This is a genomic window from Clostridium sp. MT-14 (assembly GCF_042436595.1).
Lineage (GTDB): Bacteria > Bacillota > Clostridia > Clostridiales > Clostridiaceae > Clostridium_B > Clostridium_B aromativorans.
Genome location: NZ_JBHMIY010000017.1, coordinates 32465 through 44765, shown reverse-complemented (window position 1 = coordinate 44765; position 12301 = coordinate 32465). Strand labels below are relative to the sequence as shown.

18 protein-coding genes are annotated in these 12301 nt (G+C 31.1%); all 18 read left to right on the top strand.

Annotation, left to right across the window (positions count from 1 at the left end; all coding sequences use genetic code 11):
* The first annotated feature begins 80 nt into the window (after nt 1-80).
* The 18 genes from ACFHWD_RS12550 to holA all read left to right on the top strand — a co-directional run bounded on the left by ACFHWD_RS12550 (nt 81) and on the right by holA (nt 11964).
* Nucleotides 81-506: a VOC family protein gene (locus ACFHWD_RS12550; RefSeq protein ID WP_378062136.1), complete on the top strand. Its 426-nt coding sequence runs from the start codon at nt 81-83 to the stop codon at nt 504-506.
* A 286-nt stretch (nt 507-792) separates the two neighbouring features.
* Nucleotides 793-1008, top strand: a complete 216-nt coding sequence (locus tag ACFHWD_RS12545) for a hypothetical protein (RefSeq protein ID WP_150358964.1) — start codon at nt 793-795, stop codon at nt 1006-1008.
* Nucleotides 1009-1085: 77 nt separating this feature from the next.
* Entirely contained in the window at nt 1086-1334 is a 249-nt protein-coding gene (locus ACFHWD_RS12540) for a hypothetical protein (protein ID WP_150358965.1), read from the top strand.
* A gap of 111 nt (nt 1335-1445) precedes the next feature.
* A complete protein-coding gene (locus ACFHWD_RS12535; protein ID WP_150358381.1) occupies nt 1446-3038 on the top strand; it encodes an LPD1 domain-containing protein in 1593 nt (530 codons plus the stop codon).
* A gap of 141 nt (nt 3039-3179) precedes the next feature.
* On the top strand, nt 3180-3584 hold the full coding sequence (locus ACFHWD_RS12530; RefSeq protein WP_179977660.1) for a hypothetical protein: 405 nt from the start codon (nt 3180-3182) through the stop codon (nt 3582-3584).
* Nucleotides 3585-3716: 132 nt separating this feature from the next.
* Nucleotides 3717-4082: a DUF3232 domain-containing protein gene (locus tag ACFHWD_RS12525; protein ID WP_179977659.1), complete on the top strand. Its 366-nt coding sequence runs from the start codon at nt 3717-3719 to the stop codon at nt 4080-4082.
* 2 nt (nt 4083-4084) lie between these two features.
* Nucleotides 4085-4246, top strand: a complete 162-nt coding sequence (locus ACFHWD_RS12520; protein WP_179977658.1) for a hypothetical protein — start codon at nt 4085-4087, stop codon at nt 4244-4246.
* A gap of 17 nt (nt 4247-4263) precedes the next feature.
* Nucleotides 4264-4659, top strand: coding sequence for a single-stranded DNA-binding protein (locus ACFHWD_RS12515; RefSeq protein ID WP_179977657.1), 396 nt, complete (start codon nt 4264-4266; stop codon nt 4657-4659).
* A 40-nt stretch (nt 4660-4699) separates the two neighbouring features.
* Nucleotides 4700-4864, top strand: a complete 165-nt coding sequence (locus tag ACFHWD_RS12510) for a hypothetical protein (RefSeq protein ID WP_179977656.1) — start codon at nt 4700-4702, stop codon at nt 4862-4864.
* Between the two features lie 81 nt (nt 4865-4945).
* Complete coding sequence (locus ACFHWD_RS12505) at nt 4946-6070, top strand: DUF3854 domain-containing protein (protein ID WP_378062131.1); 1125 nt, start codon at nt 4946-4948, stop codon at nt 6068-6070.
* Nucleotides 6071-6154: 84 nt separating this feature from the next.
* Complete coding sequence (locus tag ACFHWD_RS12500) at nt 6155-6475, top strand: hypothetical protein (RefSeq protein ID WP_378062129.1); 321 nt, start codon at nt 6155-6157, stop codon at nt 6473-6475.
* Nucleotides 6423-6827 carry an addiction module toxin RelE gene (locus ACFHWD_RS12495; RefSeq protein WP_378062127.1) on the top strand — a complete coding sequence of 135 codons (405 nt, stop codon included), beginning with the start codon at nt 6423-6425 and terminating at the stop codon, nt 6825-6827. The genes ACFHWD_RS12500 and ACFHWD_RS12495 overlap by 53 nt, the downstream gene beginning before the upstream one ends.
* A 290-nt stretch (nt 6828-7117) precedes the next feature.
* Nucleotides 7118-8236 (top strand): DNA polymerase III subunit beta, encoded by a 1119-nt coding sequence (gene dnaN, locus ACFHWD_RS12490; RefSeq protein ID WP_378062125.1) that lies wholly within the window; start codon nt 7118-7120, stop codon nt 8234-8236.
* Between the two features lie 167 nt (nt 8237-8403).
* Nucleotides 8404-8751 (top strand): type II toxin-antitoxin system RelE/ParE family toxin, encoded by a 348-nt coding sequence (locus ACFHWD_RS12485; RefSeq protein WP_179977653.1) that lies wholly within the window; start codon nt 8404-8406, stop codon nt 8749-8751.
* 15 nt (nt 8752-8766) lie between these two features.
* Nucleotides 8767-9090 carry a helix-turn-helix domain-containing protein gene (locus ACFHWD_RS12480; protein WP_179977652.1) on the top strand — a complete coding sequence of 108 codons (324 nt, stop codon included), beginning with the start codon at nt 8767-8769 and terminating at the stop codon, nt 9088-9090.
* 213 nt (nt 9091-9303) lie between these two features.
* Nucleotides 9304-9567 carry a hypothetical protein gene (locus ACFHWD_RS12475; RefSeq protein WP_179977651.1) on the top strand — a complete coding sequence of 88 codons (264 nt, stop codon included), beginning with the start codon at nt 9304-9306 and terminating at the stop codon, nt 9565-9567.
* A 73-nt stretch (nt 9568-9640) separates the two neighbouring features.
* Complete coding sequence (gene dnaX, locus ACFHWD_RS12470) at nt 9641-11020, top strand: DNA polymerase III subunit gamma/tau (protein WP_179977650.1); 1380 nt, start codon at nt 9641-9643, stop codon at nt 11018-11020.
* Nucleotides 11020-11964: a DNA polymerase III subunit delta gene (gene holA / locus ACFHWD_RS12465; RefSeq protein ID WP_179977649.1), complete on the top strand. Its 945-nt coding sequence runs from the start codon at nt 11020-11022 to the stop codon at nt 11962-11964. The genes dnaX and holA overlap by 1 nt, the downstream gene beginning before the upstream one ends.
* Nucleotides 11965-12301: the final 337 nt, after the last annotated feature.

Here is a 12301-nt window from a genome sequence, read left to right as displayed (position 1 = left end):
GAGTTAATTCGCAGGCAAATAGTAATTTGTGGGGCTGTTTTGAACTGCGGATTATTTATATTATTGGAGGTGCTAGTATTATGAGTGATGAACTAAAAATCAAAATGTACGCATTAACGTTGGACTGTAAAGATCTGCATAAATTAGCAAAATTCTATGCAGCGCTGCTCAAATGGGAGATAGCATTTCATGATGAAGAATATACATGCATAGGCGCTCCAGGGACAAATCAGGGAGAGTACCCTGGTATAACGTTTCAGCGGAACCCTGAGTATAAACCGCCTGTGTGGCCGGAAGATCCTGAAGCTCAGCAGCAAATGGCGCATATCGACTTCGCAGTTAATGATTTGGAAAAAGCGGTTCAATACGCAATCCATTGTGGGGCAACAATCGCAGATAAACAATTTTCTGACAGTTGGACCGTTATGTTTGACCCCGCCGGACACCCTTTTTGCTTATGTCAAATAAAACATATTTTTGAAAGTCCCCATTTTACGTTGCTATAGAAAGTTACGAGACTGAATAGTATGAGCAGAATGGGAAGTTGACAAATTTCAAATTTATAGAGATGAAGTCAAAAATAACTTCATAGAAAAACTCAAAAACTAAAATATTAAAAATGGATCATTAATAAGGTCTGTCTAGTGTGGCAGACCTTATTTTTTATTTTATATTTTTTATACTTTAAAATACCACATATTAAATATATAAAGGAAATTGGTAAATGCCTTATATAAGGTAACAATTGGCTTCAGCTATAAAGCTAACAAATAAATGGAGTGTGAAATATGTATGGATGTAATTTGCAAAGTAGATTATTTAATCAAGGGTAGTAGAAAAAGTTATCTGGTGAAAAGAGGAGCAAAAGGTATTGCGAACATAATAAATGGAAGAATATATGTTAAGTTACTTAAGACCGAAAGTGATATGGGAATTAATAAAGGCTCATTTGTTCAAAGAGATTTTCTAGATATTAAAGATTTCAGAGCTAAATGGAAACTTGTTTAAAAAAATAGTATAGTTATATTGATTTACAATCAAACATTAAGAAAGTCAAATTAGTGAAGCAAGGAGGGTTTTATTAAATGGTAGGAGAGAAATTAGAAGAGTATGTATTAGCAGCAAATAAAGAATTTAGTAAGGATACTATAGAAATGTGTAAAACTCTATTTAATGAATTACCAGAAAAAATTAAAAATGATATTATTGTTGAAGGAGTAATAAACACTTTGAATTTTAATTTTCAAGACAACGAAAAAATAAAAAAATTTATAAATCAAGTTTTACTTAAAAATGAAAGGCCATTAATCAAGAAATTTATTAGATATGACTAATATCATATTATGTAAAAATTTTATTGAAAAAAATATAATAATAAAAATTTAGGAGAATTTTCAATTTTGAGGATTCTCTTTTTATTTATTTTAGAAAAGGTGGAGTGTATTGTGAAAATTGAAGATTTTGGAGAAAAAATAGGTGGAGCTAAAAAAGATCTCTGGAAGGAAAGAAATTTTTTAATTTCAGATCTGGATTCTTTGTCTGACAGGGAAGCTTTTCAATTCTGTGTCAAAGACCAGATATGGAAGAAACCAGACTACAGAGAGATGTGCAATGACAATCCAAAGCTAGTGGTTTTCTGTATAAAAAAACTAAGAGATGCGTTGCCTGCAAAGGTGAAGCCCACACATGATGAAGAGGAAAACAAGAATAACAGAAAATTGTTTGTAGAATTTGTGTCCATAGTAAGAGATGTAGCAATGAATTTAAAATCAGAAGAGGACTTAAAGAATGTATTTTACGAGATTTTTGTACGTAATGGATATTATAGGCAAAGCTGGACAGGCAAAGTTTATAAGAATCCAAACATAAAAAATAAATTTACAACTGTTGCCTATAAAGTATCTCAATATCCGGAGGATTTTAGAAAAGAACTTTCGCGTATAGGGTTTCCGGATTCCTTGTCACAGAAAAATCCCTTAATAGTTAAGGAACAAAAGGGAAAGTTTTTCATATGCAAGAGTAGCTGCAAGAGCAGCAAATATTATTACAAAATTGTTTGTAAAAGCTCATTTGAAACAAGAGAAGAAGCAGAACTGTATATTGAAAACATGAATAAAAAAGGAAGTTCAATTTTCAAATTTCAGAGGCCAGTATTAAAAGGTATAGAAAGAAGGGGGCCTGCAAAAAGGAAATTTGAGGTATCAACGGATGAATTCCTTGAAATATTCGGCTTCAGAGGAGGAGAGTTCGGGAATTATGCCACTGACAGCGAAAGGCAGATGCATATAAATTATTGTTTCGACGCCCTTGTAGATTTGGCATATGTTCTAAATGTAGCATCAAATTTTATATCACTTAAAAGAGAGGGAGAAAGCAGCCTTGGAATAGCTTTTGGTGCAAGGGGCAGTGGAAATGCTTCGGCACATTATGAAAGCTGCAGGAGAGTCATAAATATAACAAAGATCAGGGGAGCAGGTTCACTGTCACATGAGTGGCTTCATGCACTTGACGATTTTATAGGCAGTATATGTGAGAATGAGGTAAGTTATCCATATGCTAGTTTTAATATTAATAACAGTAACAAACTGTCTCCTGAATTATTAAAAGTATTCAAGGACCTGATATATTCTTTGAAGTACAAGAATGAATCCGGAAATGCAAAACAGTCTGACTTTTTGATTGAATCCAGGAAATTAGATGAAGGAAGGAAAAAAGATTATTTCAGTACTATCCAGGAGATGTTTGCAAGAGCTTTTGAGGCATATGTGCAAGACTCCCTAAGGGAAAAAGGTTTTATAAGTCAATACCTGGTTCATGGTGTTGACAACAAATATTATTTCAGCAATAAACCTTACCCTGAAGGAGAGGAAAGGAAAGAATTCAATAAAAAATTCAAAGCTCTTTTTATAGAGTTGAAAAAATTCCTGAGCATCCCTGACTTTGAGATTCCTGAAGTGTATAACAGTCAGTCAACTCACTCGGTTATTATGGATATTTCAACTGAAATTATTAATGGAAAGCAGCTCAGCCTGTTTTAGAATGTGAAAAATAATTTATAATTTTAACCTTTTGTATTTAAAATACCACATATTAATATTAGAAATGAATTTAGTTAATACCCTGTAGGGTGACATTTGGATTTGGCCGTAAAGCTAAAAAATTGAAAGGTGGAATATATTATGTTGAATTTATTATCAAAATTCACGAACAAAAGTATAGCAGCAAAAAAGGAATTTGCTTCACAAAGAAAAATAGAAGATTTGGAACATGAAAAGATTATGCTGGAGAATTCTAAGAATGAACTTAAAACAAAATTAGAGGAGAAGCAGGAATATTATGATGCTATAATGTATATTCTGACCTGCAATAATGAAGATAAAATTAAACATACACTAAACTTGCATGGATTTAAGGAAAGTGATTTGTTTTCAATCAATTCTTCAGAAAATGGGAAATATGATGTAACATTGGGGTTTAATACATTCGGTGAAGATGTATGTTCGAGAGATATGGACACGCACTTGGATGCACTTAAATTTTCAGCAGTCAGAACATTGCTTGGATATGATATAAAAAGTTATTAAGAAGTACGGGAAACAATTTCTATTATGACAATAATTATAAAAATTTTTAGAAGAACTTTCAGACATTGAGAGTTCTTCTTTTATTATCAAAAATTATAAAAAATTATAAAAAATGAAAAGGTGGAGTGTGTTATGTACAAGGAAAGAATCGGAAAATTAGCAGCAAAAATAAAGGATAATGAAACTCTTGAAAATTTGAGATTTGTTGAAAAAGATTTCAGCGAATATGTAAGGACGGTTGCTGATACAGAGAACATATTGACTATTGCACGTTTTAAATACCAGGGAGAAGAATTCAGAGAGTATGTTGCCGGCCAGATGCTTTTAAGGAAAAGGGCAATGGCTTGTGCCGTATACAGTATAAAAATTCTCAACAAAATATGTCTTTTGTACGATGAACCTGTGATTTATACAGAAGATATCAGAAATACGGAGCAAATTGCATGCTTCTGTAAAAGTGTTGTAGATGAACTTTTTGAAAGCAGAAAGGCGGCTTAGCCATGACATATATGGGAGCAATGATTTTGAAAGTTATTTCTATAGTTGCTTTGTCAATTATGTTCTGCAGAAATATTTTCAAGTTTGCCAAGTCAGGAGACAAGGGTTGTGAAGCATCGTTGGCATTCTTAATAATAATATTTTTGTATGTCATAAATAAATAAAAAAGGTGGAATGTATTGTGAATAAAGTTGTATTAATTGGAAGGTTGACTAAAGACGTTGATTTGAAATTTACTCCGGGAAGCAATATACCGGTTGTCACATTTAATCTGGCTGTTGACAGGAAAGTAAAAAAAGAAGGACATCAGCAGGCAGATTTCATTCCTGTTGTTTTATGGGGGAAAATTGCCGAAGCTGCTGCACAAAATACATGTAAAGGGAAACTTATAGCAGTGAGCGGCAGAATTCAGACCAGAAGTTATAAAGCCAAAGATGGCAGTATGAGGTTTGTTACTGAAGTTATTGCGGAGGAAACCAAGTATCTTTCTCCAAAGTCTTATACAAGCCATTCTACAGGAAATTCTAACTATATTCCTGAGTCGGACATGAGTTTGGTTGGTGATGTACCTTTCTAAAAATTAAATTAATGATATAGAGGTAAGGGGGCTCTGGTATATGAAAACAAAAAAGAAGATATTGAAAAGAAAAATGGAAAATAAACTGGATGATTTGAATGAATTAAGGTCACTGAGCAAATCGGGATTAAAGATAAGAAAAGAAGAATTAAAAATGATTACCAGGGAGATTTATATTTTGGGCGAAAAACTTTCTAAATTGTAACATAAAAAGCTGTCATTTAATATGGCAGCTTTTAAATTACCACATATTAAAAATATAAGGGAATATAAGGAGGTGCTTTTGATGGAAATAGATTATGATACTGATCCTAGATTAAGCATATTAAATGTTGCTTACATGTGTGGATTGACAGACATAAAAGAAGAAGGATACAGATTCACAGCAACGTGTCCTTTCTGTGGTGCAAAACCCGGACATTTCTACCTGACACCAACGGATAGAAGAAATCCAAACTATAAAAATGTGTATAGATGTGTAAAATGCGGAGCTGCGGGTTCAAATATAAAATTGTATGCTGAACTTCATAGTTGTTCAACTAAAGAGGCATTTAAGGAAATCATGGGGTTTGACGTAAAAATCAGTGTTGTGAAAAAAATTAAGAAAATGGAAAAGAAGTTAAACAAGCCTGTAATTCCAATGGCTGATATAGATACAAGAGATAAGGTTTATAGAAAACTTATATCATTGCTTTACGTAAGTGATAAACATTTGGAAAACCTTGTTTTGAGAGGTCTCACTGAAAAAGATATCCGTAAAAATGGGTATGCAACTCTACCAGAAAGTAAATATCTGAAAAGAAAAATATGTATAGAAATTCAGAAATGCGGTTTTTCCCTTAAAGGAATTCCAGGGTTTTATCCGAGCAAATATAAAAATTGGACATTCTGGACTCCAAAAGAAGGGGGATTTCTTGTACCTGTAAGAGATATGTATGGCAGAATACAGGGATGTCAGATAAGAAAAAACGGCGAAAAAATCAAGAAGAAATATCCATGGTTTTCATCAGGCTACATGGACAGGGGATGTTCTGCTCAAGGTTTTTTCCACGTTTATTGGAATTCAAAACATTCCGGCAAAAAAGTGGCTATTACCGAGGGAGCATTAAAGGCAACAGTAGCTGGAATTCTATCAGATACAACATTTCTGGCAGTTCCAGGAGTAAACTCTTATAATGGTTGTGCGGAAATTTTAAAGAAAATGAAAGCAAAACGGATTTTTGTAGCTTATGATATGGATAGGTTTGATAATTCACAAGTCATGGAAAATCAGATGAAGTTGATACAATATCTAAAATCAGAAGGCTTCAGTGATATAAGGATATCTACGTGGAATCCTTCGTATAAAGGTATAGATGATTACCTTTATCATACTATAAAGCAAAATATAGAATATTACCATAAAAAATAAGCATAATAATTTAATAATAATATGTTGAATTATATGTATTATTATGATAATATTATTATAAAGTAACTTTTGAGGAGGGTTTATATGATTAAAGAAAAAATTGATGATAAGCAATTTGTTTCTATTACAGATTTGCAAAGAAGTGCTTCTAAAGTACTTGATACGGATAAAGATATATTTATAATGAAAAATAATCATCTTTTTAAAATTATCACATCAGTTGAAGATTACAACAAACAAATTGATGCTTTTGAAAAATTAAATGATAAATTACTTGAGGCTGAAACTTATATTCGTATTCTTGAAGAATCTAAAGGTAATGTAAAAAAATTATCGGATTATGAGGTCCGAGGTGATAAAGCAAATAAAGTGCCTGTATTGGATGAAAATGATGGTTGGGAATAAAAAAATAAAGCATTATAAAGATATTAATAAAATAAAAAAAGACGACCATTATATATTGAATTGGTTTGATAAAGCAAAGGAAGATTATTTTAAATTAGATGGAGAACAAATTATTTTTGTAGATAAAGCTTTGGATAGAATTAAAATTATAGGCATGAAAGCTGGAGAAAAACTGCATGGTAAACTTTGCAATTGTCGAAAATTGAAAAATAGAAAAAAAGGTTTAAGAATTGTGTTTAAAGAGGGAAATTCTGATAAGGATGTTGATATTATAGATATCGTAGTTATTGGGAAACGGTCTGATAATGAAGTCTACAATGAAGCTGAAAAACGATTAGATGATAAATCATAAAAATAATTTATAATGAAAAATTCCAAAGATGATTTTATATTATATCTCTGGAATTTTTTTATGCAAATAAGTTAAAACTTTAGTTTTTACCACATATTAAATATATAAAGGAAATTGGCAAATGCTCTTATATGGGTAACATTTTGTTTGGGTCGTACAAGACTAAAAAATAAAGAAACATAAGTGAAATATGGATATATCTAGATAGTAGAAAATAAAATGTTTAAGGAAAGCAGCTGATAAAATATTGGCTGTTTTTTGTTTATAAAAAATGAAAGGTGGAATGTATTATGTTATTTAGGACAACAAAAGAAGTATTTCAGAATGAATTGGAGAAGGTTGTCAGAGCTTGCGTGAAGACAAATTTGAATGAAAATCTGGATGGAGTTCTATTAGAAGTAAAAGATGGCAAAGTAACGCTTATGTGTACAGATCTTATAACTACAATTAAAGCAGCTTTTACATGCATGGATTTTGAAAATGGAGCCATTTTGGTAAATTCAAAATTCTTATTATCGTATGTAAAAGCCCTCCCAAACCAGGAATTGCTTATAAAATCAGAAGAAAAAGATAACTCGGTGTCCATAGTTTCAGGAAAGTCTCAATCCAATATTGTATCTATGGATATAAATGCTTTTCCTGTTATAAAGCCAATTAAAAGTAAAGTAGAGGTAAACGTAATATCAGAGGAATTCAAAAAAGCCTTAAAAGAGGTCATTTTTGCAGTTGCACATGATGAAACAAGACCTGTACTTACCGGAGTATTTTTTGAAGTTAAAAATGGGAAATTGACTCTTGTTGCTCTGGATGGATATAGGATGTGCGTAAGTAGTCTCCCTGTAGATTGTGATGAAAATGTATCTTTTATAGTTCCACAGAAGTCAGCATTAGAACTTCAGAGGATACTGGAAAATGACGAGCAGAATGTTAATGTAAAAATTTCAAAAGGCATAATTGAATTTGCATTTAATGAAGTTTTTATAAGCAGTGTTCCATTGGAAGGCAGCTATATAAAGTGGGAAAAAATAATTCCTGAAAATAGCGATACTGTGTGCACAATAGACAGAATGGATCTGGCATCTGTTTTGAGCAGGGCTGCAGCTATACTTACGGGAGAAAACAAGCTTGTAAAATTGTCATTTACAAAAGATGGTAATCTTGATTTGTTGGCCAAATCTTCCATTGGAAGAGTAGAGGAAGAGATTAAAGTGAAAGACTTTCAGGGCTCAGAGCTAAAAATTGCATTCAATTCAAAATATATTTCTGATGTGTTATTATCCCAGGAAGATGATGAACTGGAATTTGACTTTTCAAACAATGTATCTCCAGTAGTTATAAAGAAGAAAGACAGTGATAATTATACAGGGATTGTATTACCAGTAAGATTGATAAATGTAAATAAAATGTAAGCCATTATAACTTAGCTTAAATAATGGGAAATTTTAAAAATCAGTTATAAGATCTATATAAAAGGTAAAAGATTATTTAAAATACAACAAAAATGGTGTATAATCATATTATAAAATACAATATTTTTGTTGTATATATGCCTTACAAGAAGGGAATAATACTAAACATGAATGTATGGGACTATGAAACAAATGGAGGAAAAGATCTAATAAATGAATACTTGGATAATTTACCTTGCGATGAAAGTGCAGAAGGATACAGAATAAAACAGCTACTTGAAGATGAAGGACTAAGTGCTCTCAATTTATTAATCACACGGCAGCTTAAAAACAAACTTTGGGAAATAAAATTTAATTATAAAGATAGATTTATGTATGTTATAGCTGATAAAGATAATTTTTATATACTTCATGCCTGTAAAAAACAAAAAGGGAAAGCTGAAAAAGTTGAACTTAATAGAGCAATAAAAAGAGCTAAAGAACTGGGCAGATATCTCAATAAAAAATTTGTGTAATAGGAGGTGTTAAATATGCCATTTAAAAAAGTAAATGTAAGAGAAGAAATAAAAAAGAGAATGGAAGAGGATAAAGATTTTAAAAATGCCTATATCCAAGCAGATCGGGAGTTTAAACTTATAAAAGAAGTAGTACAAAAAAGAAAAGAGATGGGAATATCTCAAAACAAAATTGCCGAACGATCAGGGTTAAAGCAACAGGTAATATCTAGAATTGAGAAAGATGGTAATTCCCCAACTTTAAGAAACTTTCTTAAATATTTGGATGCTGCAGATCTTACAATTAAAATTGAGAAGAAAAATGCAGATGATTCAGCAAATAAGTATACTACAGTATAAACAGACTAATAAACTTTTTCTAAAATTGAACTTGAAATGAAAAATTCTGGCGGTACTAATTGTATTGCCGGAATTCTTTATTTTTTATAAAAAACAATTTATGCTTTAGTTTTTACCACATATTAAAAGTGAGAAATAATTTGGTCAATACCTTTGAGGTAACAATTTGTTTGGGCCATATAAGGCTAAAAATAAAGAAAGGTGGAATGAAATATGAATATTAACTCTTTACTTATTATAAAGGAACCATATCCTGCTAATGAAGAAAACATATCAAAAATAGCATTGTGTAGCTATATTAACGGATATCTTGATGGTGTCCAAGAACTGGACAAATATATATTGGAATTATTCAGATCAGCAGATAGATTGGATAGGCTAAGAGCTCATATGCTTTATACAATAACTAGAGAACTGAGAGAAACTACTTCAAAGGAATATAATAAACTTTGCGAAAATCTAAATAAGAAAATATAAAAGTATTCAACAAAAGCAGCTGATAAAATTTTGGCTGTTTTTTGTTTATAAAAAAGGAAAGGTGGAATGTATTATGTTATACAATGAATTTAGGCCCAAAAGATTTAGTGATATAGTAGGACAGGGGCATATAACTGAAATAATAAGGAACCAGGTTGTAAAAAAGAATGTTTCACATGCATATCTTTTTTCTGGCACCAGGGGTACGGGAAAAACTACTACAGCCAAAGTTCTGGCCAAAGCTGTAAATTGTTTGAATCCTAAAGATGGTGAACCTTGTGGTACATGTGAAATGTGCAAAAAAATAGAGGATGGAAACTGTATTGATGTAATTGAGATGGATGCGGCTTCTAAAAGAAGAATAGAGGACATGAGAAATATCATATCTTCACTTAATTATCCAACTACGGAAGCAAAATTTAGAGTTATTATCCTGGACGAGGTACACATGCTAACACAGGAGGCTGTCAATGCCTTTTTAAAGACTCTTGAGGAACCTCCCCAAAATACAATATTCATACTGGCAACTACAGATCCGCAAAAGCTCCCTGCTACTATTTTATCGAGATGCCAGAGGTTTAATTTTAGAAGGGTAAGTATAGAAGATATTTATAAAAGGCTTAAATATATTTCGGAAAAGTCATCTATAAAGGTAGATGATAAAAGTTTAGTATTGATTTCTAAAGTATCTGACGGAGGAATGAGAGATGCAGTAAGTATTTTAGATCAGGTCAAGGATTTAAATAATGTGTCTTATAAAGAGGTATCCGAGTTATTGGGTGTTTCAGGTAATGAAAATATGTTCAAGCTTTCTTCGTATATTTTTCAAAGAAATATCCCTGCAAGTCTTGAGCTGATAAATTATTTAGATAATCAAGGTATTGATTTCAATGTATTTATCAAAGATTTTATGAGGTTTCTCAGGCATATTCTAATGAGTAAGGTTATGGGCAGTGAAGCCAATTCTGTTATTCCCATGACTGACACTGATATTACAAGGCTGTCTAATTTGAAAGTTACTAAAGGGGAAGTTATTAATACTATAGAGCTTTTTCAAAAAATAGATTCGAAGGATAGAACTTCACTTGAACTAGCGGTTATAAAGGCAGGTAGTTTTGTTGGAAAACCTGCTGAAGGAAAATCTAATAAAGGTGTGGAGAATACTAATTACAATGAAGTGGATTTTGAAGAAAAGGTTAAAAAAATTACTTTTGCGAAAAAACAGATGGTAGAAAATTTCAAGAAGTTACCACAGTATAAGGCATTGGGAGATACGTTTGAAAAGTCCAAGATGTTTATAAATAAAGTTATGGAAATAAAAATTGTACCTGCCACTTTGAAAGAAAAAAACATACTTGAAGAAGGATATACATGGCTCGAAAAAGGATATAAACAGTTTTCAGGAATAAGCGATTTAAAGATTATTATATGTGACAATGGAGGGAAATGTTAATGGACAACAAAATTATACTGTATTCAAAATCCGAATACAGTATTTTAAAGAAGTTGAATTCTGTCAAAAAGGGAGTGGAACCACTAAATATTTCAGAAATAGATATTAAATCCTTGGTAAAACCTGAAGAAATAATATCAAAGTGCGAGACACTGCCTTTGATGGGCAAAAAAAGGGTAATCGTTATAAAAGCGGATTTCCTCTATGATGATTACAAAGACAAGCTGGGTATATTTAAATGTTTAAAGAAATATGTCAAGAGCCTTCCTAATTTTACAATCTTAGTTTTGTATGTCTACAAGAGGGACAAAAGAGAAAAAATCAGCAGAAGGATGAAGGAACTGCAGAAACAGGGTATGGAACTTATCATGGATTCAGATGATACTCTGGAAAAGAAGAAAATATTAAAATCGTTTTGTAAGGACAATAAATTGAATATAAATAATAAGATAATTGACTTCATGATAAATAGCAGTTCAAATCTGGATATGTTTATCAATGATCTGGATAAGCTTAAGTTTATGGATACTATATCTATAGAAAAAGTGAAAGATGTTTTTTGTTCACTGGATGATGATGATATTCTGGATCTTTTAAATGCCGTATCGGAAAACAGAAAAATTGATGAACTGCGCATTATAAATGTTTTACTCGATAGCGGGTTGCAGCCTGTTCAGATTATAAGAAGTATTGAGAAACAATATAACAGGCTAATATACTGTAAATCAGGGATGATGGCTAATAAAAATTATAGTGATATAGCAAAAGAGTACAAGTTGAACCAATATTTTTGTAAGAGACTCTGTAGTATTGCAAAGAAATATCAAATTCAAGATCTTGCTTATAATTTGGAGATTTGCAATGATCTGGATAAAAAAATTATAAATACAGGAGGACTTGACGTTAATACAGAGATGGAAATGATGATTATAAAGATAAGATAGATTAATATTATATGATAAAAGCTCCAACCTAAATTTAAGTTGGAGTTTTTATTTTTATAACATATTATTGTATAAACTTGCATATATGTTTCAATTTAAAGTATAATTTGCAAACATATTTGCAAACATAAAATACAATTTTTAATAACATTTCATAGTATTTAATAATAAATGAAAAAACGATAATCCTCAAGAAACCTTGATTTTGTGGACTTTATAATATATAATAATACATAAAAGTACATAGAAGACAGTTCGAAACCATCCTGTCTATAAACAAAACTATGGATTGATGCTATTGACAGTTCAATTACAATAGTCTATTTGTGATATATAA

What these genes read in the sequence shown, in the direction of transcription:
- ACFHWD_RS12475 (WP_179977651.1), top strand. Translation starts at nt 9,304, where the DNA reads ATGAATATTAACTCTTTACTTATTATAAAGGAACCATATCCTGCTAAT.
- ACFHWD_RS12500 (WP_378062129.1), top strand. Translation starts at nt 6,155, where the DNA reads ATGATTAAAGAAAAAATTGATGATAAGCAATTTGTTTCTATTACAGAT.
- dnaN (WP_378062125.1), top strand. Translation starts at nt 7,118, where the DNA reads ATGTTATTTAGGACAACAAAAGAAGTATTTCAGAATGAATTGGAGAAG.
- ACFHWD_RS12545 (WP_150358964.1), top strand. Translation starts at nt 793, where the DNA reads ATGGATGTAATTTGCAAAGTAGATTATTTAATCAAGGGTAGTAGAAAA.
- ACFHWD_RS12540 (WP_150358965.1), top strand. Translation starts at nt 1,086, where the DNA reads ATGGTAGGAGAGAAATTAGAAGAGTATGTATTAGCAGCAAATAAAGAA.
- ACFHWD_RS12550 (WP_378062136.1), top strand. Translation starts at nt 81, where the DNA reads ATGAGTGATGAACTAAAAATCAAAATGTACGCATTAACGTTGGACTGT.
- ACFHWD_RS12485 (WP_179977653.1), top strand. Translation starts at nt 8,404, where the DNA reads ATGAATGTATGGGACTATGAAACAAATGGAGGAAAAGATCTAATAAAT.
- ACFHWD_RS12480 (WP_179977652.1), top strand. Translation starts at nt 8,767, where the DNA reads ATGCCATTTAAAAAAGTAAATGTAAGAGAAGAAATAAAAAAGAGAATG.
- ACFHWD_RS12505 (WP_378062131.1), top strand. Translation starts at nt 4,946, where the DNA reads ATGGAAATAGATTATGATACTGATCCTAGATTAAGCATATTAAATGTT.
- ACFHWD_RS12525 (WP_179977659.1), top strand. Translation starts at nt 3,717, where the DNA reads ATGTACAAGGAAAGAATCGGAAAATTAGCAGCAAAAATAAAGGATAAT.
- ACFHWD_RS12510 (WP_179977656.1), top strand. Translation starts at nt 4,700, where the DNA reads ATGAAAACAAAAAAGAAGATATTGAAAAGAAAAATGGAAAATAAACTG.
- dnaX (WP_179977650.1), top strand. Translation starts at nt 9,641, where the DNA reads ATGTTATACAATGAATTTAGGCCCAAAAGATTTAGTGATATAGTAGGA.
- ACFHWD_RS12520 (WP_179977658.1), top strand. Translation starts at nt 4,085, where the DNA reads ATGACATATATGGGAGCAATGATTTTGAAAGTTATTTCTATAGTTGCT.
- holA (WP_179977649.1), top strand. Translation starts at nt 11,020, where the DNA reads ATGGACAACAAAATTATACTGTATTCAAAATCCGAATACAGTATTTTA.
- ACFHWD_RS12530 (WP_179977660.1), top strand. Translation starts at nt 3,180, where the DNA reads ATGTTGAATTTATTATCAAAATTCACGAACAAAAGTATAGCAGCAAAA.